The organism is Streptomyces sp. HUAS MS02 (assembly GCF_055702265.1).
The window spans coordinates 2,113,593-2,137,435 of sequence record NZ_CM146747.1; the positions used below are offsets into that span (position 1 = coordinate 2,113,593).

Here is a 23,843-nt window from a genome sequence, read left to right on the forward strand (position 1 = left end):
CGGTCACCGACCGCCGGACCGGTGACCGACCTGCTGGTGCGGTCAGTTGGTGAAGACCGTCGCGCCGCCCTGGGTGGTGTCCGTGACGGGCGCGTACTTCGCCGTGAAGTAGCCGTTGGCGAAGCACAGCGAGGAGCCCGAGGTCTTGGTGAAGGCCTGGGCGGTGAAGTTGATGCTGTTGTCGGTGTTGTTGGAGGTGCCGGTGATGCTGGGCGCCTGGTAGACGCAGTTGATGGTGCCCAGCAGCGTGCGCAGGACGACGGTGGTCTGGAGGGCCGAGCCCGCGGCCGGGCTGACCGTGACGACGCCGTCGGAGGTCACGGAGGTGGTGTAGGGCAGGTTGTTGACGGTGACGCTGTTGACGCCGGTCACACCGAAGACGTTGCTGGTGCAGCTGCCGAAGGTGTGGGCGTTCACGGTCTCGGTGGCCGTGCCGGGCGCCGCCGGGTTGTCGGTGACCGTGGCGGTGAAGGTCGACGCGGCACAGGAGACGCCGCTCGTCCCGGTCGCGCTGGAGTAGAACGTGGCGGCCGTGCCGGAGGCCAGCGAGGCGCTGAGAACGTCGCCGACCGCGACCGCGTCACCGGCGGGGCCGCCGGTGGTGAGCACGGTGTCCGCGGCGGAGGCGGGGCTGACGGCGGACACCAGCAGGGCGGCGGTGCCGGCGGCGAGGGCAAGGAGGGATCGCGTACGCATGGGGGTGCCTCTTCTCGGGAAGCGAGGGCCGTCAGGCCCCCGGCAAGTGCGGGTGACAGCCCTCGACGGTGCGTGGACTGCGGTGATCGCGCGCGAGTGGTCACCGTTCGCGCGGGGGAACGCGGCGATGCCGCACGGCGCCGTACGGTCGCCGCCGATCCGTGGCACGCCTTCTCCGTACGTGACGGACCGGCAGCGACAGCCGGGGACCGGGACACGGCCCAGTGGAGGGGAAGGCGACCGTGCCCGGCACCGCGGCGAGGGGTGGTGCTGCGTGGGCCGCGCAGCGCGTTCAGGTGGGTCACCCACGCCCCGTCGGCAACGGGGAGTTCGGGACGGTGACAGGCGCTGCGCGTCGGATCCGGCGCCACGGATCCGTGGGGGAAACCCGGGAGAGTTGTAGACCTGAAGAAGAGTCAACGTCAAGGCATCGCAAGCAAGTTGATGGCCAAGCAGCGGTTCGGAGTTGGCCGAGATCAGTGGCTTCCGGAGACAAAACCAAAGGTGAGAGATGCTCAGCTTTCACAGGGACGGCACAACCAACATCCTTTTGCCACAAGCACCTTGACCCTTGAAAGTAACCACCGGTAACTTCCCGAATGGCTACTGCGGCGTAGCAAGTAAGCCCTTGCACCACGGGAGGTGCTCTCAGGCGTGCGCCGCAACCGCTGTCCGCGCCAGGACAACGTGCCGTTGCCCCAACTGCAATGACTTGGAAGTCCAGGGAGCACACATGGCCTCGTCCTCGGACGTCACGGCGTCCACCAACGAAAGACCCGAGGGTCCCGAAGCGTCCGGAAGACGCGGGCGGGTCCGTCTGAAGCGCGCCGCGGTGATGGCGGTGCCGGCCACGGCGGTCGCCGCCGGCCTGATGATCATGACCGCGCAGGGTGCTCTGGGTGTCCAGTTCGCCATCTCGGGCATGCCGTTCGTCGTCACCGCCGACAAGCTCGACGGCGAGGGCTTCGCCCAGTTCGGCGCGTTGGACCACATGATCGAGAACAGCCCGAACGAGGGTGACACCGGCGGTCAGGTGCTGGTCGTGACCTCGGTCGTGAAGAACGGCAAGCTGACGAACCTCTGCCAGAGCGTGGACCTCGGCGGCATCCAGCTGGTCCTCACCGCCGGCAACAAGGGCACGCCGGTGAGCGTGAAGAACCTGGCGATCGACTCCGACGACATCTCGGGCGACGCCTCGTTCAACAACATCGAGATCGGCCGTGACTCCAGCACGTTCGACAAGGTGGACCAGAAGGGTCAGCCCGGTGTCTACGGCCAGCAGGCCGACACGGTCACGATCACCGACCTGTACCAGCACAACTACGCCGCCACGGCGGCCGTCTTCAAGCTCCCCGACCTGCACATGAACTTCCGGAGCGAGGGCTGCGACTAGTGAGCGACTTCCGGGAATGGAGAGGTCACCGGCCGTTCGCCGGTGGTCTGCTGCTGGCGCTGGGCGGCGCCGAGATCCTGCTGACGATGAAGGCGCCGCTCCCGGTCATCCTGAAGATCGGAATGCAGGGGCTGGCGGGCTATCTTCTGCCCTCGCTGATGATCGTGTGCGGGTTGCTGATCATCTTCAACCCCGCTCAGCGCCTGTTCTACTCCATCCTCGGGATCATGCTCTCGCTGGGCACATGGCTCACGTCCAACATCGGCGGGTTCGTCGTCGGACTGCTGTTGGGCGCGGTGGGCAGCACGCTGGCCTTCGGCTGGCTGCCCGACCAGGAACCCCGGCAGAAGCGGTCGGCGAAGCGGGCGGAGAAGGCGGCGCGGGCTTCGGCGCAGGCGCAGGCGCCGGCTTCGGCTTCGGCTTCGGCTTCGGCTTCGGAGAAGTCGTAGAAGCACGCCGCGCGGAGCTCGGATGGTCGCGGTTGTTCGGCGGCTACCGGTTCGTCGTGGTTGTTCGCGCGGTTCCCCGCGCCCCTGGGGGGTGCGGGGTTCGGCGTTTACAGGGGAGCCGACGCTGTCGTCAGCGCCGAGTGCAGCCGGGCCGTGTTCGTCCAGTACGTGTCGTGGGTGAGCGGGACGCGCCAGTAGAGGCCGGGGCCCGCGGTACGGCGCAGGGGCGGGACGGCCACGTGACTGCCCCGGCCGAGGACCTGGACGTCGGGCAGGTGCCAGGCGGACGCGTCACCCGGCAGGACCAGCCAGTACATGATGCCGCCGTAGCCGTCCTTGATGACGGCGCCGCTCTCGTCCCCGAGGGACGCGAGGGCCGGTGCGCCGAGGGCCACCGGCACCCGTACGGCGTTCCACCACCGCCCGGCGGGCACGGTGCGTACTTCGGGACTGTAGGAACACATCCAGCGCGGGGCCCTGCTGACCATCATGGAACTCACCGGCTCTTCGAGGGGGGGTGGGCCCGATCCTAGGAGCGGTCTCCACAGCCGACTTGCGAGTACGCGCAGGGAAGTTGCCGTCGTACGCAGCGCGCGGGACACGATCTCGCCCGGCCGTGCCGTCGAGCCGTAGCGTGACCGGGCTTGCACGTTGCGCTGTTGGACCGTCTTCGACCCAGGAGGACCCCCATGGGCCACCCCAGCCCCTTAGTGATCGACCCGACCGGCCGTGACATCCACGGCGAGGCCGCCCGTATCCGCGAGACGGGTCCGGCGACCCGGGTCGTGCTGCCGGGGCCGCCGGCCGTCGAGGCCTGGGCCGTCAGCAGCCCCGAGCTGCTCAAGCGGCTGCTCACCGACCCCCGGGTGTCGAAGGACGCGCGGCAGCACTGGCCGAGGTTCGCCGCCGGTGAGATCACGCCGGAGTGGCCGCTGTTCACCTGGGTGGCCGTGCAGAACATGTTCACCGCGTACGGCGGGGACCACAAGCGGCTGCGCACACTGGTCGCCAAGGCGTTCACCGCGCGCCGCACCAACGCCCTCCAGCCGCGTATCGAGGAGATCACCAAGGGGCTGCTGGACCGGATCGAGGAGGGCTTCCGGCGCACCGGGACCGTCGATCTGCGGGAGGAGTTCTGCTATCCGCTGCCGATCCAGGTGATCACCGAACTCTTCGGGCTGCCCGAGGAACGGGGCCTGGAACTGCGGGAGTTGGTGGACAGGATCTTCGACACCTCCGCCGATCCCGGTGAGATGACCGCCGCGTTCGGGCGGTTGCAGGCCGTACTGGCCGAACTCGTCGCCGCCAAGCGGGAGTCACCCGGCGACGACCTCACCTCCGGGCTGATCTCCGCCCGCGACGAGGACGAGACCCGGCTCAGCGAACAGGAACTCATCGACACGCTGGTGCTGATGATCAGCGCCGGGCACGAGACCACCGTCAACCTCCTCGACCAGGCCGTCCACGCCCTGCTCGCCCACCCCGAGCAGCTCGCCCATGTCCGGGAGGGCCGGGCGACCTGGGACGACGTGATCGAGGAGACGCTGCGGGCGCAGGCGCCGGTGGCGAGCCTGCCGCTGCGCTACGCCGTGGAGGACCTCGCCCTCGCCGAGCTCGGCGGGCCCGAGGGGGTGGTGATCGCCAAGGGTGAGCCGATCCTGGCCGCGTACGCGGCCGCCGGGCGCGACCCCGAGCGGCACGGGAAGGAGGCCGACGCCTTCGACGTCACCCGGGCCGACAAGGAACACCTCGCCTTCGGCCACGGGGTCCACCACTGCCTGGGCGCGCCCCTCGGTCGCCTGGAGGCCCGCATCGCACTCCCGGCACTGTTCGCCCGCTTCCCGGCACTCGAACTGGCGGCCACGGAAGAGCAGTTGGGTCACGTGGAGTCCTTCATCTCCAACGGCCACCGCCACCTCCCGGTCCGCCGCACCTGACGAAGCCCGGCGCCGGCACTGCCGCCTCTTCCCGGCTCGGGTCGCCACCGCCGGGGGCGCGGTCCCCCTACTCCCCGCGCCACCAGGCCAGTAGGCGGGACCAGCCGTTTCTCGGGTGGGTGGGGGCCGGGGGCCGGGGGGTGTCGTTCGGGTCCTGGGGGCGGTCGGGGGTGGCCGGCCCTGGGCGCGGGGGCTGCGTGACCACCGTCGTCGTCGGCGGGAAGGTCACCGGCAGTGCCGCCAGCGCCCGGTGGAAGGGGCCCGGTCGCCATTCCAACGCCCCCACGGGCACGGCGAGATCGACGTCGGGCAGCCGGTCCAGGAGTTTCTCCACCGCCACCGACGCGATCAGCCGGGCCTCGCTCTGCGCGGGGCAGTTGTGCGGGCCCGCGCTCCACGCCAAGTGGGCGCGGTTGCCCGTCCGCTGATCACTCGTCAGGGCCGGGTCGGTGTTGGCCGCCGCCAACGAGACGACCAGCGGATCGCCGGCCCTCAGCATCGCGCCCTCGTACACCACGTCCCGCTTCGGGTAGTGCACGGCGTAGTTGGCCATCGGCGGATCGGTCCACAGCACCTCGTCGAGCGCGTCCTCCACGGGGAGGCTGCCCCCGGACAGATCACCGGCGAACCGGTCGTCGGAGAGCAGCAGCCGCAGCGCGTTGGCGATGAGGTTCTGCTGCGGCTCGGTGCCCGCGCCCATGAGCACGACGAGGGTGTGGATCATCTCCTCGTCGGTGAGTTCCGCCGGGTGCAGGGTGAGCCAGGACGTCACGTCGGCCCCGGGCTGCTTCCGCTTGAGCGTGACCAGTTCGAGGAGAGTGGTGGTGAGCAGCTCGTTCGCGCGCTCGGCGTCCACTCCGTCGAAGATGCCGGACATGCCCTCGACCAGCTTCAGCCCCAGCTCGGCCGGACAGCCGAAGAGGTGGTTGAAGACCAGCAGGGGCAGCACCTGGGCGTACTCGCCGAGGAGGTCCGCCTTGCCCGTGGGCGCGAACCGGTCGATGAGGGTGTCGGCGCTGCGTTCGACATAGCCGCGCAGGGTGTTGGGCTCGACGCGGGCGAGGCTGTCGGTGATGGCACCGCGCAGCCGCCGGTGGTCCTCCCCGTCGGAGAACAGGGCGTTGGGCCGGTACATCATCATCGGGACGACGGGGCTGTCCGGGGGGACGGTGCCGTCCGCGAGGTCGTTCCAGCGGCGTGGGTCCTTGGAGAAGGTCTCCGTGCTGCGCAGCACGTGCAGGGCGGCGTCGTAGGAGGTGACGAGCGTGGCCCGTACGCCGGGGGCCAGCTCGACGGGTGCGGTCGGGCCGGTCGCGCGCACCCGTCGGTAGAACGCGGCCGGGTCGGCGGCGAACTCAGGCCCGTACATGGGCTGGTGGGCCGGACAGCCCGGCGGCGGGCCGGACGGGACGGATGACTCGGATGGACCGAGGGGGCCGGAGGGACCGGACTGCGGTGCGGGGGTCACGCGGGCTCCAGTTCGGTCTTGTGGTCCAGGAGGTATTCGACGAGGGCGATCAGCGCCCGGGTGGAGGAGTCCGGGTCACGGGCGTCGCAGCGCACCAGCGGCGTCTCGTCCAGCAGGTCGAGCGCTTCGCGCACCTCGTCCAGATCGTGCACGGGCGCGCCGTCGAAGTCGTTGACGGCGACGGCGTACGGCAGGTCGAGCTCCTCCAGGAGGCCCATCACCTCGAAGGAGTGGGACAGCCGGCGGGTGTCGGCGAGGACCAGCGCGCCGAGGGCGCCGCGGGTCATGTCCTGCCAGAGCCTGGTGAAGCGCTGTTGTCCGGGGGCGCCGAACAGGTAGAGCACCAGGGAGTCGTCGAGGGTGAGCCGGCCGAAGTCCATGGCGACCGTGGTGGTGGTCTTGTCACGGGTGCCGGCGAGGTCGTCGACGAGCGCGCCGGCCTCGGTCATGACCTCCTCGGTGCGCAGCGGCCGGATCTCGGAGAGCGTGCCGACGAACGTGGTCTTGCCGACCGCGAAGTGACCGACGACCAGCAGCTTGGCCGCCGTTCGCACCGTGGGCCGCAGGTAGACGTCGTCAGAGGCGGGCGCGGAGCCCATCGAGGACCTCCTGGAGGATTTTCGCGTCGGACGGCCGGGCGGCCGGGAGGGAGGCCCCCGCGCGAGCCTGTTCGAGCGCGGGGGACGATGCGCGGGTGACGATGTGGCCGCTGTCCATGAGGTCGGCGACCAGCACCTTGGTCACGCTGACCGGCAGTTCCAGATGGCTCGCCACCTCGGCCAGGGAGAGCGAGCCGGGCCGGCACAGGTCCATCACCCGGCGCTTCTCCGGACTGAGCCCGGTCAGCGGCAGATCGGTCGCGGCGACCAGCAGCGTGACCAGGTCCAGGGTGTTGCGGGTCGGGTGGGCGCGGCCGTCGGTGACGACGTACGACCGCACCAGCCGCCCCCGTGGCCGGCGGGGGGTCATGCCCTGCTGCCCGTGTCCAGCCGTGCCGGGCTGGTCAGTTCCTTGCCGAGGCGGTCGACGAGCTTGTGCATGCGGTAGGTCACCGCCTCCATGTCGACCTCGTCGCCGGTGGAGACCGCGAGATAGGCGCCCTCGCCGGCCGCGACGAGGAAGACGAAGCCGTGTCCGAACTCGATCAGGGTCTGTCGCCACGCGCGGTCGGCGGGGCCGCAGAACTCCGAGGTGCTGCGGCTGATGGACTGCAGCCCCGAGAGCCCGGCGGCGAGGCGCTCGGCGTCGTCACGGTCGATGTCGGCGGAGTGGGCGCGGAGCATGCCGTCGGCGGAGAGCAGGATGGCGTGCCGCGCCTCGGGAACCTTCAGCACGTCGTCGAGCATCCAGCCCAGCTCGTTCTTCGTGGGCTCGATCATGCGTGGGTGGTCCCTTCGTTCTGGTGGGGGGTGGGCGCCGCGCGGTCACCGTCACGGTCGTGGTCACCGTCACGGTCGCGGTCGCGGTCCGGGATGTACTCCTCCTCGTCGAGGATGCGTCCCGCCGCGCGGCCGAACCGGGTGCCGCGGGCGAAGGCGCCCATGAGGCGGGCGTTCTCCTCGGGCGAGCGGCCGGGGGGCTCCTCGGCCCGTGCCACGGGCTCCGGCTCCGGGGCGGCGGTCCGCCTGGGGGTGCGTCGGCGGCGCTTGGGCAGTCCGCCCTCGGTGGTGTCGGCGGGAGCGGTCCCGACGGTCGCCGGGCGGGGGCCGGGGGCGGCCTCGGCCACGGGCGTACGGTCGAGCCGCGGCTCCGGGGCGGCGGGCTCCACGTGGGTGAGCAGCGCGGTGGGCAGGAAGGCGACGGCGCGGACACCGCCGTACGGGGAGCGTGTGTCCACGGAGACGGTGAATCCGTAGCGCCGGGCGAGCATCCCGATGACGGCGAAGCCGAACTGGGGCGGGTCGTCGAGGCGGGTGACGTCCACCTCGGCGTCGCCGGAGAGCAGCAGGGTGGCGCGCCGCACGCCGTGGGCGTCCATACCGACACCGGCGTCGTCGACGATCACGCAGGCGCCGTTGTGCACGGTCTGGACGTTGACCTCGACGGTGGTGTTGGGCTGGGAGTGCCGGGCGGCGTTGTCGAGGAGCTCGGCGATCGCGAGGACGACCGGTTCCACGGCGCGGCTCTCCACCGCGAGGTCGACCTGGCCGTGGACGCGGACGCGCCGGTAGTCGCGGATGCGCGAGGTGGCGCCCCGGACGACCTCGACGAGCGGGGAGGTGGCCCGCTGCCGACCCGGCCAGGAGCCGCAGAGGACGGCGATGGCCTGGGCGCGCCGCCCGAACTGGGCGTTGGTGTGGTCGACTTCGAGGAGGTCGCGCAGCACGTCGGGGTCGTCGTGCCGCTCCTGCATCTCGGAGATGGACATCTGCTGCTCGTTGGCGAGGGCCTGGATGGAGCGCATGGACGCCTTGAGCGCGGCCTTCGCGGACTGGTCGGCCCGGTGCTGCGCGTGTTCGACGGCGCCGGAGAAGCGGGCGAGCACCTCGTCGAGGCCCTTGCCGAAGTCCGTGGCGGCGAGACGGCCGTCGAGCGGTCCGACGCCGGGCACGGTCTGGCCGGGGTGGTCGGCGAGGGCCGGCAGGCGGACCGTGACCAGATGGCGCAGCTCCTCGTCCCGGGCCCGCACGTCATCGGCCAGAACGGCGTTTCTTCCGCGCTGTCGCCTGGTGATCCCGTGCTGGCGCAGCAGGAGTACGGCGGTGGCGAACAGGGCCGCCGCGAGGGCCCAGATCACCGCCTGCGATATCGGTTCGGTCATGAAGTACGCGTCCTAACGTCCTCAAGTCCCCAGGCGTCGGGGGGTCCCGGGACGCCGGCGGGAGTTGACGGAGCGCACGACGCTAGCGGCGCGACCGCGCGGGTACTTTCCGTGACGCGCAGGGAAGTTGTCACAGGGCGCAGGAGTGGCGCAAGGGGCGGGAAGCGAGGGGAGAGGTTTCCCAAGGCATATTCAGCCAATCGGCCGGGCGGCACGGCAACCGCTTGCCACGCTAGGGTGCCCTCCGTGTCCGACCGGACGGTAACTGTCTTTGATCAAGCAGAAGTTGAAGATTTCCGTACGGGGGACCGTAAGAGACAACGAGGACGTCTTCGGGGGCCCGGCACCAGGGAGGGAGAGCGTTGCCCGCGGGAAGTTACAGCGTCGAGGCGCTGACCACCGAGGAGCTGGCCCCACGCGAGCGTGCCGACTTCTGGACCGAGCAGATCGGCTCGTACCAGTCCCGGATGGGCTTCAGATACGCGCGGGCGGAGAACTTCCGCGGCGAGACGCTCCGGCAGCGCACCGACACGTACCAGTTGGTGAAGTACCGGTCCGACGAGATCGAGTACACCCGCACGCTGCGTCAGGTACGCCAGGACCCCGACGAGGACTACCGGCTGCTGCTGCCGGTGAGCGGCGAGATCGTGCTGCGGCAGGAGGGCGAGGAGGCCCGGCTGACCCCGGGCACGGCGGCGCTGGTCACCTTCGGCTCACCGTTCCAGTGCCTGCAGAGCGACGCCGTCGACGCGTTCATCTTCACCATCCCGGCCCGCGAGGTGGACGGCCGGCTCAACACCCGGTCACCGGTGGCCACCGGACTGAACCTCGCCACAGGTCTGGGCCGTATCGTCGGCTCGATGCTGACGGGGATGCACGAGGAGCGCGAGCAGCTCACCGACCCGGAGTTCAACGCCGTCTCCGACCGGGTGGTGGAGCTGGTGTGCATGCTGGCCGCCGGCGACGACCGCCCCGATGCCCCCGGGCAGCTGGGCGAGGTGGAGGCGATGGTCCGCCGCTATGTGCGCGACCACGCGGCGGATCCGAATCTCACGGGTACGGCGGTGGCGCGCGCCCTCGGCTGGTCGCTGCGCCAGATCCAACTGGCCCTGCAGCAGGCGGGCACCACGCCCCGCGAGCTGATCCGGGAGGAGCGGCTGCGCCTGGTCCGGGACCGCCTGCTGTGCGCGGAGTGCGAGCACCTGACGATCACCGACCTCGCCTACGCCGCGGGATTCTCGTCCGCGAGCGCCTTGAGCACGGCCTTCCGGCGACGCTACGGCGTCAGCCCCCGGGAGATGCGGCAGAGCATACGCTGACTCAACTCCTCGTGATGACAAGGCAGTTCGGACGAGATCGGGACAACTGGAGCCACCTGTGTGTAGGTTCTCACATCGGACTGCCGTATCGTTCCGTTGAAGTCCAAAGCTTGGTCAAAGCGTGGCCGACGGTCGATCCTGGCCGCTTTCCGGCCCTCGTGGTGTGAATGTTCCGGGAGCGCGTCGTACCCAACGTGTGCGACCTCGCCCCGTTCGCACCCGAGTCCTTTCGTCCGGCCGGGCGTTGACACGAGGCAACGCACCGCGCCATGGCGTGAATCATGCGTTCGCCACGGCCGGGGACGCCTCCCGGAACGGCCGAATCCGCAGGTGACCCCCCTCCTGGCAGCCCCTCTTTCACAGCTGGCTCGGCGCCGTGACGGAGGTGTGAAGAACTGCACCGGCGCCGCCTTGCACGGAGACGGTAGAAAGGCGTCGCAGACCCTTGCCGCGCTGACGGCACCTCAGGTGACAGACCTCCCCTGAGCGTCTAGGACCGCTGGTCAGATAGTTGACGTTCTTCGCTACTCTGTCGCGTACTGGCTGATCGAGAGGACTCCGATGCCTGAACCCCCACCCTTCGCAACGACCCCGGATCACGGTCGGCGGGACACCACCACTCCCCCGCCCCGTCACCGGCACGGAAAGCCCGGGGTGTCGGATTCCGCGAACTCCTCCGCAGCACAGTCCCGGCTGACACGGCTCGCCGTTCTCCCGGCCGCTTTCATGGCCGGAATATCCACCGCCGTCACGGGCACGGTCCTGCGGCTCCAGGAGGGCACGGCCGACCCCGCCACCTGGGGAGTGCTGGCGGGCGGCGCGGTCCTGGGCTGCGGCTGTCTGGCCGGAGCCGTGCTGTCGGCCAGGAAGCGGGCGAGGTCGGACGCGCGGCGTGCCGAGTCGCTGCGCCAGGCCATCACCAACGGCAACTGGGCGCTCGACGAGGACCTGACCCGCCTCAAGCGCGGCGAACAGCTGCTCTCGCGCGGCTTCGCCTACCAGGCCCCGCACGGCGAGGACCCGTACCAGAAGCTGGAGTACGACGTCACCGAGGCCCAGCACCGGGCCCGGGAGGCCCTCGTCTGGGCGGCGAGCTACTTCCAGGCGGCCTCCGACGACAACAGCGACAAGGTCGAGGTCTTCGTCAACCTGGCCCGCCGGCTCCAGTCGCTGGTGCACCGCACCATCCGTGAACTGGACGACCTGGAGAACCAGGTCGAGGACCCGGACCTGCTCCGCCGGATCTTCGGCATCGACCACCTGGCCACCCGAATACGCCGGCACGCCGAGAACCTCGCGGTGCTCGGCGGGGCGGTCTCCCGGCGCCAGTGGACGAACCCGGTGACCCTGACCGAGGTGTTGCGTTCCTCCATCGCCGAGGTCGAGCAGTACTCCCGCGTCAAACTCGTGCCGCCCATCGAGGGCACGCTGCGCGGCCACGCGGTCGCCGACGTGATCCACCTGCTGGCCGAGCTGGTCGAGAACGCCACGATGTTCTCCCACCCCGACACCCAGATCCTCCTGCGCTCCCGCCGGGTGACCGCCGGCATCGCCATCGAGGTGGAGGACCGCGGCCTGGGCATACCCCAGGAGGACCAGGACCGGATCAACACCCTGCTCGCCGACCCGGCCCGCATCGACGTCGCCAAGCTGCTCGCCGACGGCCGGATCGGTCTGTTCGTGGTCTCCTCGCTGGCCCGCCGGCACGGCATCGCGGTCCAGCTGCAGGGCAACATCTACGGCGGTGTGCAGGCGATCCTGGTGCTCCCGCAGGGTCTGCTGGGCGACGAGGAGGGGCAGGCACCCGTCCAGGTCCCGGTCCAGGCACGGCCGCCCGCCGCCCCCCGGCCGGCGCAGTCGCCCCCGCCCGCCTGGCAGCCCTCGCCGCACGCGGTTCCCCCGGCCGCCGCACCGTCGCACGCGCACGCGGCTCCCCCGGCCCACACCGCCTCCCAGGCCGGTCCCCCGCCGGGCATGCCGCAGCGCTCCGCCGCGCCCGCACCGCCCCCGGCGGCCGCCCGGCACGAGCGGGCTCAGCCCGTCTCCGACATACGGTCGGAGTACCGCCCCTCCGGGTACGACCGCCCGGCGGCCGCACCGCGCGGATCCGGCGGGTCCGGCAGGCCGAACCTGCCCAAGCGGCGTGCGATGGAGCATCTGGCGCCCGAACTCCGCCAGGGCCCCGTGCCCCGTCCCGACACCACCGAGCAGGAACTGAACTTCAGCCCCGGCCTCCTGGCCGGAATCAATCGAGGCTTCGGCCTCGCCGGCGCGACCTCCGACGCGATCCCCGTCGACGACGCGCGCTGGGCCCCGCCCCAACCGCAAGGAGAAGAACCCCACCATGGTGAGCGATAGCCACCCCACCGGGCAGAACATCGACTGGCTGCTGGACAACCTCAAGAAGACCGTTCCCGGTACCCGGCAGGTCCTGTTGCTGTCGTCCGACGGCTTGAGCAAGGCACATGTGGATCTGAGCACCGACGACGCCGACCGGCTGGCCGCGATAGCCTCCGGGCTCAACTCCCTGGGCCGTTCCTTCGGTCACGACAGGGTGCTGGGCAACGGCGGCACCGTGCGCCAGGTCATCGTGGAGCTGCACAACGGCATCCTCATCGTGGCCTCCGCGGGCCACGGCGCGGTGCTGGCGGTCACCGCGGACGCGTCCACACACACCGAGACGCTCGGCTACGAGATGGGCATGCTCATCCGGGCCGTGCAGCCGTTCCTCGCCACGCCTGCCCGCCGCTCGACCATCGCGCCGTCCGGCGCGGGGATGTGACGCGATGACGGACGAGCTGTTCCTGGACGAGGAAGCCGGACGCTTAGTCCGGCCGTTCACCGTCAGCAACGGGCGCACTCGACCCTCGACATCCTTCGACCTGCTCACTCTGGTGATGGCCACCGGTGTACGGCCGCTCGCGGACCTCGGCCCCGATCACGACATGGTGCTCGGGCTGTGCGTCCGGCCGGTGCCGGTGGTCGAGGTGGCCGCGCGGGTGAACCTGCCGATCGCGGTCACCAAAGTCCTGTTGTCCGACCTGGTGCAGCACGAGGCGCTCACCGCACGGGCGCCCCGTGCCGTAGAGGCGGCCTCCGCCGCCAACCGAGAAGTTCTGGAGGCGGTGCTTGATGGCCTACGCGCACGACTCTGACCCGTTCCCGACCGCCCTGAAGATCCTCGTGGCGGGCGGATTCGGGGTGGGCAAGACCACCTTCGTGGGGGCGGTCAGCGAGATCGCGCCGCTGAGCACCGAGGAGGTCATCACCACGGCCAGCGCCGGCACGGACAGCCTCGCCGGGGTCGAGGAGAAGTCCACCACCACGGTGGCCCTCGACTTCGGCCGGATCACCCTCGGCTCGGACCATGTTCTGTACCTGTTCGGCACGCCGGGGCAGGAACGATTCTGGTTCATGTGGGACGAACTCTCCGACGGGGCGCTGGGCGCGGTGGTGCTCGCCGACACCCGTCGGCTCGACGCGTGCTTCCCCGCGGTGGACTTCTTCGAGGTGCGCGGCATCCCGTTCGTCGTAGGGGTGAACGAGTTCGACGGCGCCTACCAGTACTCCGTCGAGGAGGTCCGGGACGCCATCGGCCTGAAGTCCGACGCACCGATCGTGTTCTGCGACGCCCGGCACTGCAGTTCCGGTACGGGCGTGCTCGTCGAACTCGTGCAGCATCTGCTCGGCATGACCCCACCCGTGGCTTCGCACCAGCCGCCCGCGCTGCGTTGACACTGAGTCAACTCAGCCGACCTCGAACGGAGTTCTGATGAACAGCCCCTATTCCGCCTATGAGCCACCGCTCGACCGTCTGCTCCTCACCCCGGAGGATCCGGCGGCGCCGCAGCGTGCCGCGAGGCTCGCCCAGCTGGGGCTCGCCGACACCCCCCGGGCCGAGTTCGACGCGTTCGCGCGCCGGCTGGCCCTGGAGCTGGACGCGCCGTACGCGATGGTCAACTTCGTCGACGACAGGCGTCAGTTCTTCGCCGGGCTCTACACGCCGGACGCCGGCCCCGTGAACATCGCGCAGGGGCAGGCGGCCGAGACCTCGATGAGCCGGGAGATGCGCCTGGACCACGGTTTCTGCCCGCACACCGTCAAGCGGACGGCGGCCCTGGTGCTCGACGACGTCTGCGACTACCCGCGGTTCGCGGGCAACCCGGTCGTCGACGAGATCGGCATCCGCTCCTACATGGGGGCGCCGCTGGTCGACACCCTGGGCGGCATGAACCTCGGCACGATCTGCGTCGTCGACACCGACTCCCGTACGTGGGGGCGGCAGCGGCTGGAGATCATCAAGCACATGGCCCAGGAGATGTCCGACCGGATCCAGGCCATCGCCGGCGGCCACTGAGGCCGATCCGGCGCCGCCGGTCCGTCACGGTCGAGGGGAGACGGGCCGGGGGTGTTCCGGCCCCCGGGAGACGAAAGCCGCGGACACATCGTCGTGTCCGCGGTTCTCTGCGTTTCCCGGGCCGTGTGATCCGCGGGCCGGCGGGGCGCGTGATCCGCGGGCCGGCGGGGGCTGGTCGCGCCCACGCGGCGGAGCCGCGCGTCGAGACGGACCCGCGCCCCTCGCGGGGCGCGGTGCCTGGCCTCAGACCAGTTCTCCGACCGGGACCGGTTCCGGTTGCCGCTGCTCGACCTGCGGCGTGCGGACCAGCTCGGCGAGCCGTTCGGACCACTCGCCCTTGTTCTCGCCGAGCGCGAACTCACCCAGCCTCAGGCCCTGGATCTCGGAGGTGCCGGCGGGCGCGTAGATGTGGAAGGCGTCGCGCAGATAGCGCTCCACCGGGCGGTCGGTGAACAGGCCGCACGCGGCGTGCATCTTGACGGACTCCTGGGCCGACTCGATGGACGCCTCGACGTTGTAGAGCTTCGCGGACATCAACTCGACGTCGCAGGGCCGCCCGTTGTCCAGCAGGTGCGCGGCGAGATAGGCGCTCTGCCGGGCGAGGGTGAGGCGTTGCAGCATCCGCCCCAGCTCGATCTTGATGTTGGGCAGGTGGCCGAGCGGCTTGCCGTAGCGCTGGGTCTCCCCGCAGTACCGGGCGGTCTCCTCGAACACGGCCTGGTGGATGCCCAGGGACACCGCGGTCAGGTTGAGGCGGCCGTAGAGCACCGACGAGGAGTAGGCGACGGCCAGCCCCTCGCCCTCCTCGCCGAGCCGGTTGGCGGCCGGCACCCGGCAGTTGTCGAAGATGAGCTCCCCGAAGCTGAACCCGTGCAGGCCCATGGAGGGCACCTGGGGGGCCAGGGAGAAGCCGGGACGGTCGGACTCCACGAGGAAGGCCGTCATGCCCTTCGAGCCCGGCCCGGTGCGCACCACGACCCCGTGCACGTCGCCCACATGACTGTTGCCGACGAAGACCTTGCGGCCGTTCAGGATGTAGTCGTCGCCGTCCCGTACCGCGCTGCTCTCCATACCGGCCACATGGCCCCCCGACCCCGGCTCGGTGACGGCGATGGTGGGCAGCACCTCTCCCGCGGCGATCTTCGGCAGCCAGTGCCGTTTCTGGCTGTCGTCGCCGAAGTGGATGATCTTGGCGACGCCCAGCTGGGAGGCCTGGACCATGGCCCCCATCGCGCCGCTCACCCGGGACAGTTCCTCGATGATGATGGTCTTGGCGAGGTGGCCCGCGCCCATGCCGCCGTGGACCGGGTCGATCGTGGCACCGATCCAGCCCTGTTGGGCGATCAGACGGGAGAGCCCCACCAGTGCGGTGCGGGAGGCCTCCATCTCGGGTATCAGGGGGCGTACCACCCGCTCGGCGAACTCGCGTACGCGCTGCCGCAGATCTTCGTGATCCTGGGTTGTGAAGACGTGTTCCACGCCAAGCCCTTCTAGGCGTTTGCCCGCGCCCGGGGGAGACGCGGTGGCTGTGCGCCGATCATGGTTCCGGTTGGGAGTCTGACCGACTGGAACATGGTCTACAAATCAACCTCTTACGCCAAGATCGTTTAGAGGGTTTGGCCGAAACATTGACAGTTGAATTATGAGCCCAAATGTGAGATACGAGTACGGCGATGTCCACATTTTGATACTTTCCGAGTCGAACTTGCACGACTGCCTCAACTCGGGACCAGGCGACGGCGGACGTGACGACCAGCCAAGCGCCGTACGGCACAAGGCGTGTTCGCGCTGCGCACCGCCAAATATCAAACCGTGGCGCCCCGCGTGGGGGTTTGAGCAGGTCGCCATAGATTTCAAGCCACGCCTCGAGAGGGCGGTTGTGGCCACGAAGTGCCGATCCTGCGGAGCCACTGTGTCGACAAGTCTGTTTTCCACGAACCCCCGGAATCTACCGCTCCGTCAGTCCCCTCCCGGCACCCCCCGCCGCATCGCGACCGGCCACAAGTGCGCACACGCGGCGACGAGTTACGGTCGCGCCGTCGAGCGGGCCGGGACCGGACAAGTGCTGACGACGGGCCCCGGGTCCTGATACCGTTCCGTCGCCCGCCGACTTCCGCCGACGGCGTGTCAAGCCGGGCACAGGGGATGCCGGGCGGCTCGCGGGCACACCCCCACCGCCGTCGGACGTTCACTGTCGTACGAGGAATCAGATGCCAGGCACCCTCCCCCGCGCTCGCACCGAGTCGCGCGGTGGGACCCCCACCGGCACCACACGCGCTGCGAGCCGGCGGCCCCGATGAGCGGTGACACGCCCCGCGGCGGTACCGGCGCCGCGCCGCTCCCGCAGGGCCTGCCCCGGCGGGCCCGGAACGCCCCGTCCGCGCCACGGCCCCGCGAGAACGCGCCCGAGGCCCCCTCCGCGGCCGACGGCGACGACGCCGAGGACACGCTCAGCCCCGAGGACCTGGCCCGCGTCATGGTGGCGATCCAGCGGGGCTCGGCGCGGGCCCGGCTCACCGAACCGCGCGACGACCACGGCGCCGACGGCAGCCACAGCACCGACGGCCGACCGGCACCCCGACCAGGTCCCGACGCCGCCTGACGGGCGCTGCCCCCGGCGCCCCGACGACCCGGCGCCGCCCCTGGCGCCGACCGACCGTGAGGAACAGGCACGACATGACTGAGCAGGAACGACCCGGTCCCCAACTGGACTGGCTGCTGGACGGACTCGTGGAACGCATACCCGAGATCCACTGTGCCATCGTGCTCTCCGGGGACGGCCTTCTCATCGGCAAGTCGAAGGACATCCGGTTCGACGACGCGGAGCACCTGTCGGCCGTCGGCTCGGGCATGCACAGTCTGGCCAGGGGCGTGGCCCGTCACTTCCAGGGCGGCGAGGTCCAGCAGACCGTCATCCAGATGGAGCGGGCGTTCCTCTTCGTCACCGCCGCCGGGCGGGGTGCGCGGCTCGCCGCGATCGCCTCGGAGGAGGTGGACGTCGGCATGATGGCCTTCGAGATGGGCACCTTGGTCAAGCAGGTCGGCAAGTACCTGAGCGCGGCGCCCCGTTCGGAGACCCCCTCCGGTTACGTGCAGGACGCGTGAGCCGCGCGAGCGGCCGGGCCTGGAACTCGTCGAAAGGGTGATGGATGGTGTCCGTCAGCTCCGGGCCGGTCGTACCCACCGCCCTGAAGATCCTCATCGCGGGCGGTTTCGGCGTCGGCAAGACCACGATGGTCGGCTCGGTGAGCGAGGTGACCCCGCTGGCGACCGAGGAGCACATCACCGCGGCGGGCAGACGCGTGGACGACATGAGGGGGGTCGAGAAGAAGGTCTCGACCACCGTCGCACTGGACTTCGGCCGGATCACGTTCTCCCCCGAGCTGGTGCTGTATCTCTTCGGCACGCCGGGACAGGACCGTTTCTGGTTCATGTGGGACGACCTGTGCAGCGGTGCCCTCGGGGCCGTCGTCCTCGCCGACACCCGTAAGCTCGACGCCTGTTTCCCCGCGGTCGACTTCTTCGAGTCCCGCGACATCCCCTTCGCGGTCGGCGTCAACTGCTTCGACGGGAAGCGTGAGGTGGACGTCGAACAGGTCCGCCAGGCGCTCGACCTGTCGCCCGACGTCCCGGTCCTCCTCTGCGACGTACGGCAGCGCCACTCCAGCAAGGAACTCCTGCTCGCGGTGCTCGGCGCGGCCCGCCGCAGGATGGAGGCCCGCCTGGTGGCGGCGGGGCTCCGCCCGGGCTGATCCCCCGCACGGCGGGTCAGGCGGTCGACTCGGCCGCCCTGGCCAGGAGTTCGGACCGCCGGATCGCGTCGGTGCGGGTCGAGGGGACGGTGCAGGCGTACGCGCCCGCGATCGCGCCGAAGAGGGCGCACCGACTCGGTGGTTCGCCGGTGAGCCGGCCGAAGAGGTAGCCCGCCGCGAAGGCGTCGCCCGCCCCGTTGGAGTCCACGACCGGGGTCGGCGGGGCCACCGGCGGAACATGGCTCAGCTCGCCGTCGACGAGGTGGTACGCGCCCCGCGCCCCGTCCGTGGCGACGACGGTCCGGGCCCGGCCCCGCTCGCTGACGCGGCGCATGGTCTTCTCCGGGTCGGGGAGCGCGGCCGCCGACAGGAAGACGAGGTCGGCGGCGAGGGCGAACGGCTCGTGGTACGGATTGACGCCGTCCCAGTCGTGCAGATCGGTCGAGACGGGGACCCCCAGCTCGCGCAGGACCGGCAGCGAGGCCGCGCACGGCCGGCTGATGGAGACGTGGACGTGGTGGCTGGCCCCGGCCAGTGCGCGGACCGTGTCCGGGGGCAGCTCGTCCACCTCCTGGCTGCGGCTGCCGTCGTAGAGCGAGCAGCGGCGTCCGTCCGGGCCGACCAGGTTCACCGCGCGCCGGGTGCCGCCGGGCAGGGGCGCCTCGGTGAACGGAATGCCCCGGTCGCGGTGGAGCGCTCGCACCAGGTCGCCTTCGGGGTCGTCGCCGAGCAGGTCGAAGTGGTGCGTGCGCAGCCCGAGCGCGTGCGTGGCCACCGCCATGAAGTCGCCGGTCTGTCCGGCCCGGGTCTCGATGGCCGGCACCAGATGGCTGTCGGCGAACGGGAGCGGCAGCTCGGGCACGTAGACGATGGTGTCCACGCCCGCCCCGCCCAGCACGAGGACATCGATCTCGGACTCACTGCGCACGGCGCCTCCAGCGGTGACGGCCTGACTCGAAGGCAGCGTACGTCCGGCGGACCCCCGCGCCCCGGAAGAGGGCGCGGGGAACTGCCCGACCAGCCACGGCACCGCCGCAGCCGAACGCCGACACAGCACACCTCGGTTGGACGCCGGGCAGCGAGCCCGGGCGGCACGGCGGGGCTCCGGGCGCCGTATCCGGCTCTCCCAGCGGAGCGTCTACGTCCAGGACGGGTCGGCCAACGGAAACCCTCCGCTCTCGTGCGAGGCCGTCGGAGGGGCGGGCTCGGCGGTTTCCCGGCCCTCCGACGGCAGTTCCGCCCAGACGACACGACCGGTCCGTTGTGGGGTGTCACGCACCCCCCAGTCGCTGCTGAGCGTGCAGACCAGCATGAGTCCACGCCCATTCTGGTCGTCGGGGCCCGGACGACACCGGGCAGGCTGTGCGTGACCGCTGTTCTGGTCCTCCACCTCGATCCGCAGCCGGCGACCGGTGAAGTGCAGCCGGCACACGATCCACTCGCTGTCCGTGTGTGTCAACGCGTTGGTGACCAGCTCGGAGGTGATCAGGAGCGCGTCCTCACGGGTCTCCGGACGCACCTCCCACTCGTCGAGCAGCTCACGCACGGTTCTGCGCGCCTCGCCCGCCGAGGCGGGCACCGCGGGCAGTCCGAACACACCCGCGCGGTGGGGTTCGTACACGTCTGTGCCAAGGGGTGGGTACATGGTCGGGGCTAACCGGTCCGGGGACTGGGGGAGGGTGGGCGGAGCCATCGCCGTATGCCTTTCGTTGGCCCTTCACACCGGTGGGGCGCCGGTGCCACGGCCGTCCCGCCACTCGGCACGAGCTGTGGCAACTCGCGTCGAACAGCGCTGAGTTGCGGCCACATCTCCCCCAACCTGGCCGCGCGGCCCGAGTGTTCACCAAGGCCGTGACGGTACGTCCACTGTGGCATCCGCGAACAACACCCCGCAACCAGCAAGTTGAAATTTGCAACTTGTGGGCCACGTCCTGCCACCGATCGAGCCAAGATCGTGTCAGACTGCGCTCTCGAAGCGACTCGCACAACAACGCGCATTCTTTGAACGAAAGCGCGCAGGACGCGTAATCGAGTTCGACATGACCTCTGTGACACGGTGTGAGGGGTGGTGGCGTGACCGCGGAAACGGACTGGGGCGGCGCCCCCTCCGTCCTGCGCATGATCCTCGGCAGACAGCTGGAGGAGCTGCGCACGCGCGCCGGCTTGACCTTCGAGCAGGCGGGTGAGGCGATCGGTGTCAGCCATTCCACGATCCGCCGGCTGGAGTCCGCGAAGGTCGCCCGGTTACGCCTGCCGGATGTCGAAAAGCTGCTCCAGGTCTACGGGGTACGGGACCAGCAGGAGATCGAGACCTTCCTGAAGTCGGTCCGCGAGGCCAACAAACGCGGCTGGTGGCACACCTACCGCGACGTCCTGCCCGACTGGTTCGCCGCCTACCTCAGCCTGGAGCAGGCCGCGCTCCAGATCCGCGCGTACGAGGCACAGTTCGTGCACGGCCTGCTCCAGACCGAGGAGTACGCCCGTGCCCTGCTCGGCGCCGGCAATCCGCACGCCGCGGCGGAGGACACCGAACGGCGGGTGGCGCTGCGGATGCGCCGACAGGAGCTGCTCACCCGAGCACAACCGCCGCGGCTGTGGGTGGTGATGGACGAGACGGTGCTCAGATGGCCGGTCGGCGGACCGGACGTGATGCGCGCCCAGATCGACCATCTGATCGAACTGAACCGGCTGCCGCATGTCACGGTCCAGCTCATGCCGTTCCACCACGGCCCGCACCCGGCGATGCGGGCCGGTGCGTTCCATCTCTTCCGGTTCAGGGCTCCCGAGCTGCCCGACATCGTCTACCTCAGCGGTCTGGTGGGCGCGGTGTATCTCGACAAGGGGGACGACGTCGTCGTCTACCGCGAGGCCATGGACCGGCTGGGCGCCCAGTCGGCGCCCGCCCGCAAGACCGAGGCCCTCCTCGGCGCGCTACGCAAGGAGCTCTGACGTGCACCACCGCATATCCCAGGCAACGACCCCCGGAGTACACAACGACGTCCGCAACGGCATGCCCGCCCGCGACCTCGGCGCCCAGGACTGGCACCGGCCGTGGAGCGACGACGCGGGCGGCGCCTGCGTCGAGGTGAAGAAGCTCGCCGACGGCCGGGTCGCCGTACGCCAGTCGACCGACCCGGACGGCCCCGCGCTGCTCTTCACCCCCCGCGAGATGACCACCTTCCTGGCCGGCGTGAAGGCGGGCGAGGCCGACTTCCTGCTCTGAACCGCTCAACCTGCTTGCTTTCAGGACTCGTTGACGCACCACCTGTTTATGGATCCGGGAGTTCCGGCACTTGCCGAACCCCCGGGCCTGCCCGATCGTGCACCTGGACAGAACGACTTGATGGGAGGGACGGCGTTGCCCGACAACGGATGGCCGGCCGACCGGATCGACACCCAGCACGCGCACTCCGCGCGTATCTACGACTACATCCTCGGCGGCAAGGACTACTACCCGGCCGACAAGGAGGCCGGTGACGCGATGGCGCACGAGTGGCCGGCGCTGCCGGTCCACATGCGCGCCAACCGCGACTGGATGAACCGCGCGGTGCGCTGGCTCGCCGAGAAGGCGGGCATGCGCCAGTTCCTCGACATCGGAACCGGCATCCCCACCTCCCCCAACCTCCACGAGATAGCCCAGTCGGTGGCCCCGGAGTCCCGGGTCGTCTACGTGGACAACGACCCGATCGTCCTCACCCTGTCCCAGGGGTTACTGGCCAGCACCCCCGAGGGCAGGACCGCGTACATCGAGGCGGACTTCCAGGACCCGGAGACCGTCCTCGGTTCGCCCGAGTTCCTGGAGACCCTCGACCTGAACGAGCCGGTCGCGCTCACCGTGATCGCGATCGTCCACTTCGTGCTGGACGAGGACGACGCGGTCGGCATCGTCCGCCGGCTCCTCGAACCCCTCCCCTCGGGCAGCTACCTGGCGATGACCATCGGCACCGCCGAGTTCGCCCCCGAGGAGGTGGGCCGGGTCGCCCGCGAGTACGCGGCCCGCGACATGCCGATGCGGCTGCGCACCATCGACGAGGCCCACGAGTTCTTCGAGGGCCTGGAACTCGTCGAGCCGGGCATCGTCCAGGTCCACAAGTGGCACCCGGACGGCACGGGCGAGCAGAACATCCGCGACGAGGACATCGCGATGTACGGCGCGATCGCGAGAAAGCCGTGAGGTAAGGGCGGCGTGCCCCTGGCCCTGCTCCCGACGCCGGGCCGGGGGCGCGACCCGTCCGGCGCGGCCCGTCCAGCGCGCGACCCGTCCGGCGCGGCCCGTCACGGTCGCGGCCCGTCAGGGGCGAGGGGAACTGCGCGACCATCCCCCACCGGACTCGCGGCCGCCCGAGATACCCACCAGGGCAACCCGGTAGGCGCCCGGAACCTACCCCGCCTTCCCCGTGCTCTCACGAACGATCAGCTCGACCGGGATGACCGGCTCCCTCTCCAGCCCCTCCCCCACGTCCTCCGGATCGTCCAACTGCGCCAGCAGCAACCGCAGCGCCCGCCTGCCGATCTCGGAGAAGTCCGTACGGATCGTCGTCAGCGGTGGCAGCAGGTGCGCCGCCTCCGGGATGTCGTCGTAGCCGACCACGCTCACGTCGTCCGGCACCCGGCGTCCCGCCTCGTGCAGGGCGCGCAGCAGACCCAGCGCCATCTGGTCGTTGGAGACGAACACGGCCGTGACGTCCGGGCGGGCCGCGAGGCTCCGGCCCAGCGCGTAGCCGGAGTCGGCGCTCCAGTCCCCGACCAGGGGCTCGTGGACGGGTGCGCCGGCGTTCCGCAGGGTCTCGCGCCAGCTCGCGGCGCGCCGGTCGGCGGACGTCCAGCCGGTGGGGCCCGCGATGTGCCAGACGGTGCGGTGGCCGAGGTCCAGCAGATGCCTGGTCGCCAGCCGGGCGCCCGCTGTGAAGTCCGAGGAGACCACGGGGGTGCCGTCGCCGAGGCCGTTGTCCAGCATCACCAGCGGGGTGTCCGGGCGGGCCCGCGCGAGCGCGGTGGCGACGGGCCGCTGGGGGGCGATGACGATGATCCCGTCCGCGCCCTCGGCCGACAGCCGGTCCACCGCCTGCACGACGGTGTCCCGGTCGGCCGTGTCGAGGGCGATGGAACTGACGAGGTACCCCGCCGTCTGGGCCGCCGTGTTGATCGCGGTCAGGGTGGAGGCGGGGCCGAAGCGGGCCGCGTCGAAGGAGATCACGCCGAGCATCCGGGTGCGGCCGCTGGCCAGGGAGCGGGCACTGCGGCTGGGGCGGTAGCCGAGCGTCCGCATGGCCTCCAGCACGGCCTCGCGGGTCTCCGCCCGCACCGCCGGGTTGTCGTTGAGGACGCGGGAGACGGTCTGTTTGGAGACACCGGCGAGACGGGCGACGTCGTCCATCACCGGGCGGGTGCCGGCGAAGTTGCGCCGGCTGCGGCGGGCTCCGCCGGGGGTTTCGGCCGCGTCGCCGTCCGTGGTGCCTCGTGGCATGCGGCTGCTTCCTTTTCGACGGGGGGGTGGTGTGGTGTGTGGTGGTGGTCCGTCCCGGGGCCACAGGATAGGTCCGAGGATTCCCGCCCCCGCCGCCCCTACCCGTCCCATCCCCAGGGGCTGCGCCCCTTCGACCCCCAGACGTCCGCCCGGTGGGGCTTCTCGCGCAGTTCCCCGCGCCCCTAAGAACTCCAGGCCCTGCGGGCCTGGAGAAGCCGGGGCGCAGCCCCGCTTTTCCAGGGGC

At 70.8% G+C, this 23,843-nt stretch carries 26 protein-coding genes; 15 read left to right on the plus strand and 11 right to left on the minus strand.

Going from position 1 to position 23,843, the window contains the following annotated elements; translation table 11 throughout:
- Window positions 1-42: 42 nt before the first annotated feature.
- Window positions 43-696: a Tat pathway signal sequence domain protein gene (locus ACZ9QC_RS09030; protein WP_472919682.1), complete on the minus strand. Its 654-nt coding sequence runs from the start codon at window positions 694-696 to the stop codon at window positions 43-45.
- A gap of 733 nt (window positions 697-1,429) precedes the next feature.
- Between ACZ9QC_RS09030 and ACZ9QC_RS09035 the strand changes: the two genes are divergently transcribed.
- Both ACZ9QC_RS09035 and ACZ9QC_RS09040 read left to right on the plus strand, forming a co-directional pair.
- Window positions 1,430-2,089, plus strand: a complete 660-nt coding sequence (locus ACZ9QC_RS09035) for a DUF6230 family protein (protein WP_316725141.1) — start codon at window positions 1,430-1,432, stop codon at window positions 2,087-2,089.
- Entirely contained in the window at window positions 2,089-2,538 is a 450-nt protein-coding gene (locus tag ACZ9QC_RS09040) for a DUF6114 domain-containing protein (RefSeq protein WP_472919683.1), read from the plus strand. The genes ACZ9QC_RS09035 and ACZ9QC_RS09040 overlap by 1 nt, the downstream gene beginning before the upstream one ends.
- A gap of 107 nt (window positions 2,539-2,645) precedes the next feature.
- On the opposite strand, the gene ACZ9QC_RS09045 is transcribed toward ACZ9QC_RS09040, so the two are convergent.
- Window positions 2,646-3,029: a hypothetical protein gene (locus ACZ9QC_RS09045; RefSeq protein ID WP_472919684.1), complete on the minus strand. Its 384-nt coding sequence runs from the start codon at window positions 3,027-3,029 to the stop codon at window positions 2,646-2,648.
- Between the two features lie 198 nt (window positions 3,030-3,227).
- Between ACZ9QC_RS09045 and ACZ9QC_RS09050 the strand changes: the two genes are divergently transcribed.
- A complete protein-coding gene (locus ACZ9QC_RS09050) occupies window positions 3,228-4,475 on the plus strand; it encodes a cytochrome P450 family protein (RefSeq protein ID WP_472919685.1) in 1,248 nt (415 codons plus the stop codon).
- Between the two features lie 67 nt (window positions 4,476-4,542).
- On the opposite strand, the gene ACZ9QC_RS09055 is transcribed toward ACZ9QC_RS09050, so the two are convergent.
- The 5 genes from ACZ9QC_RS09055 to ACZ9QC_RS09075 all read right to left on the minus strand — a co-directional run bounded on the left by ACZ9QC_RS09055 (window position 4,543) and on the right by ACZ9QC_RS09075 (window position 8,704).
- A complete protein-coding gene (locus tag ACZ9QC_RS09055) occupies window positions 4,543-5,844 on the minus strand; it encodes a cytochrome P450 (RefSeq protein WP_472919686.1) in 1,302 nt (433 codons plus the stop codon).
- A gap of 95 nt (window positions 5,845-5,939) precedes the next feature.
- Window positions 5,940-6,542, minus strand: a complete 603-nt coding sequence (locus tag ACZ9QC_RS09060; RefSeq protein ID WP_472919687.1) for a GTP-binding protein — start codon at window positions 6,540-6,542, stop codon at window positions 5,940-5,942.
- Window positions 6,520-6,912: a DUF742 domain-containing protein gene (locus ACZ9QC_RS09065; RefSeq protein ID WP_472919688.1), complete on the minus strand. Its 393-nt coding sequence runs from the start codon at window positions 6,910-6,912 to the stop codon at window positions 6,520-6,522. Before ACZ9QC_RS09065 ends, ACZ9QC_RS09060 begins: the two co-directional genes overlap by 23 nt.
- Window positions 6,909-7,322, minus strand: coding sequence for a roadblock/LC7 domain-containing protein (locus tag ACZ9QC_RS09070; protein ID WP_472919689.1), 414 nt, complete (start codon window positions 7,320-7,322; stop codon window positions 6,909-6,911). Before ACZ9QC_RS09070 ends, ACZ9QC_RS09065 begins: the two co-directional genes overlap by 4 nt.
- Window positions 7,319-8,704: an ATP-binding protein gene (locus ACZ9QC_RS09075; protein WP_472919690.1), complete on the minus strand. Its 1,386-nt coding sequence runs from the start codon at window positions 8,702-8,704 to the stop codon at window positions 7,319-7,321. The genes ACZ9QC_RS09070 and ACZ9QC_RS09075 overlap by 4 nt, the downstream gene beginning before the upstream one ends.
- 362 nt (window positions 8,705-9,066) lie before the next feature.
- Between ACZ9QC_RS09075 and ACZ9QC_RS09080 the strand changes: the two genes are divergently transcribed.
- The 6 genes from ACZ9QC_RS09080 (at window position 9,067) to ACZ9QC_RS09105 (ending at window position 14,380) form a co-directional block, all read left to right on the plus strand.
- Window positions 9,067-10,023, plus strand: a complete 957-nt coding sequence (locus ACZ9QC_RS09080; RefSeq protein ID WP_472919691.1) for a helix-turn-helix domain-containing protein — start codon at window positions 9,067-9,069, stop codon at window positions 10,021-10,023.
- Window positions 10,024-10,584: 561 nt separating this feature from the next.
- The gene (locus ACZ9QC_RS09085; RefSeq protein ID WP_472919692.1) at window positions 10,585-12,381 is read left to right on the plus strand and encodes a sensor histidine kinase; all 1,797 of its coding nucleotides are present in this window, start codon (window positions 10,585-10,587) and stop codon (window positions 12,379-12,381) included.
- Complete coding sequence (locus ACZ9QC_RS09090) at window positions 12,368-12,805, plus strand: roadblock/LC7 domain-containing protein (protein WP_184900610.1); 438 nt, start codon at window positions 12,368-12,370, stop codon at window positions 12,803-12,805. Before ACZ9QC_RS09085 ends, ACZ9QC_RS09090 begins: the two co-directional genes overlap by 14 nt.
- Window positions 12,806-12,809: 4 nt before the next feature.
- A complete protein-coding gene (locus ACZ9QC_RS09095; protein WP_472919693.1) occupies window positions 12,810-13,178 on the plus strand; it encodes a DUF742 domain-containing protein in 369 nt (122 codons plus the stop codon).
- On the plus strand, window positions 13,156-13,758 hold the full coding sequence (locus tag ACZ9QC_RS09100; protein ID WP_472919694.1) for a GTP-binding protein: 603 nt from the start codon (window positions 13,156-13,158) through the stop codon (window positions 13,756-13,758). The genes ACZ9QC_RS09095 and ACZ9QC_RS09100 overlap by 23 nt, the downstream gene beginning before the upstream one ends.
- A gap of 37 nt (window positions 13,759-13,795) precedes the next feature.
- Window positions 13,796-14,380: a GAF domain-containing protein gene (locus tag ACZ9QC_RS09105; RefSeq protein ID WP_472919695.1), complete on the plus strand. Its 585-nt coding sequence runs from the start codon at window positions 13,796-13,798 to the stop codon at window positions 14,378-14,380.
- A gap of 243 nt (window positions 14,381-14,623) precedes the next feature.
- On the opposite strand, the gene ACZ9QC_RS09110 is transcribed toward ACZ9QC_RS09105, so the two are convergent.
- The gene (locus tag ACZ9QC_RS09110; RefSeq protein WP_391448503.1) at window positions 14,624-15,859 is read right to left on the minus strand and encodes an acyl-CoA dehydrogenase family protein; all 1,236 of its coding nucleotides are present in this window, start codon (window positions 15,857-15,859) and stop codon (window positions 14,624-14,626) included.
- Between the two features lie 817 nt (window positions 15,860-16,676).
- On the opposite strand from ACZ9QC_RS09110, the gene ACZ9QC_RS09115 reads away from it, so the two are divergent.
- The 3 genes from ACZ9QC_RS09115 to ACZ9QC_RS09125 all read left to right on the plus strand — a co-directional run bounded on the left by ACZ9QC_RS09115 (window position 16,677) and on the right by ACZ9QC_RS09125 (window position 18,132).
- Entirely contained in the window at window positions 16,677-16,982 is a 306-nt protein-coding gene (locus ACZ9QC_RS09115; RefSeq protein WP_472919696.1) for a hypothetical protein, read from the plus strand.
- Between the two features lie 74 nt (window positions 16,983-17,056).
- Window positions 17,057-17,485 (plus strand): roadblock/LC7 domain-containing protein, encoded by a 429-nt coding sequence (locus ACZ9QC_RS09120; RefSeq protein WP_033529372.1) that lies wholly within the window; start codon window positions 17,057-17,059, stop codon window positions 17,483-17,485.
- 44 nt (window positions 17,486-17,529) lie between these two features.
- Window positions 17,530-18,132, plus strand: a complete 603-nt coding sequence (locus tag ACZ9QC_RS09125; protein ID WP_472919697.1) for a GTP-binding protein — start codon at window positions 17,530-17,532, stop codon at window positions 18,130-18,132.
- A 16-nt stretch (window positions 18,133-18,148) separates the two neighbouring features.
- Here ACZ9QC_RS09125 and ACZ9QC_RS09130 read toward each other — a convergent pair whose 3' ends face one another.
- Window positions 18,149-19,060 carry an adenosine kinase gene (locus ACZ9QC_RS09130; protein ID WP_472919698.1) on the minus strand — a complete coding sequence of 304 codons (912 nt, stop codon included), beginning with the start codon at window positions 19,058-19,060 and terminating at the stop codon, window positions 18,149-18,151.
- A 210-nt stretch (window positions 19,061-19,270) separates the two neighbouring features.
- Window positions 19,271-19,729, minus strand: a complete 459-nt coding sequence (locus tag ACZ9QC_RS09135; RefSeq protein WP_472919699.1) for an ATP-binding protein — start codon at window positions 19,727-19,729, stop codon at window positions 19,271-19,273.
- A gap of 476 nt (window positions 19,730-20,205) precedes the next feature.
- Between ACZ9QC_RS09135 and ACZ9QC_RS09140 the strand changes: the two genes are divergently transcribed.
- The 3 genes from ACZ9QC_RS09140 (at window position 20,206) to ACZ9QC_RS09150 (ending at window position 22,306) form a co-directional block, all read left to right on the plus strand.
- Window positions 20,206-21,081, plus strand: coding sequence for a helix-turn-helix domain-containing protein (locus tag ACZ9QC_RS09140; protein WP_472919700.1), 876 nt, complete (start codon window positions 20,206-20,208; stop codon window positions 21,079-21,081).
- Between the two features lie 61 nt (window positions 21,082-21,142).
- Window positions 21,143-21,355, plus strand: coding sequence for a DUF397 domain-containing protein (locus ACZ9QC_RS09145; RefSeq protein ID WP_045559951.1), 213 nt, complete (start codon window positions 21,143-21,145; stop codon window positions 21,353-21,355).
- Between the two features lie 135 nt (window positions 21,356-21,490).
- A complete protein-coding gene (locus ACZ9QC_RS09150; RefSeq protein ID WP_472919701.1) occupies window positions 21,491-22,306 on the plus strand; it encodes an SAM-dependent methyltransferase in 816 nt (271 codons plus the stop codon).
- Between the two features lie 207 nt (window positions 22,307-22,513).
- Here the strand turns inward: ACZ9QC_RS09150 and ACZ9QC_RS09155 are convergent, their stop codons facing one another.
- Window positions 22,514-23,599 (minus strand): LacI family DNA-binding transcriptional regulator, encoded by a 1,086-nt coding sequence (locus tag ACZ9QC_RS09155; protein WP_472919702.1) that lies wholly within the window; start codon window positions 23,597-23,599, stop codon window positions 22,514-22,516.
- Window positions 23,600-23,843: the final 244 nt, after the last annotated feature.